Consider the following 346-nt stretch of genomic DNA (forward strand, 5'->3'; position numbering starts at 1 on the left):
GTACCAGCTCAGCCACAGAGCGGGTGTTCGAGTAGGGCGCGTTGAACACGGCGATACCGCGTTCGCGGGCGGCGTTGAGGTCGACCTGGTTGGTGCCGATGCAGAAGCAGCCGACCGCGATCAGTTTCTTCGCGCAGTCGAAGACCTCTTCGGTCAGCTGGGTGCGGGAGCGAATGCCGATGAAGTGCGCATCGGCGATCCTTTCCTTCAGCTCGTCGCCGGAAAGCGCGGTCTTGAGGTACTCGATGTTGGTGTAGCCGGCGGCCTTCAGCGTGTCCACGGCGTTCTGGTGGACACCTTCGAGAAGAAGGAACTTGATCTTGCTCTTGTCGAGAGAGGTCTTGCT

Annotated in this window: 1 pseudogene; it reads right to left on the bottom strand. The window is 60.7% G+C overall.

Features of this window, described 5'->3' with window-relative positions:
• Positions 1–346: pseudogene (locus tag ACLJNW_RS23775) on the bottom strand (phosphoglycerate dehydrogenase); the annotation flags it as partial.

Source organism: Salmonella sp. SAL4457, assembly GCF_046548235.1.
Lineage (GTDB): Bacteria > Pseudomonadota > Gammaproteobacteria > Enterobacterales > Enterobacteriaceae > Salmonella > Salmonella enterica.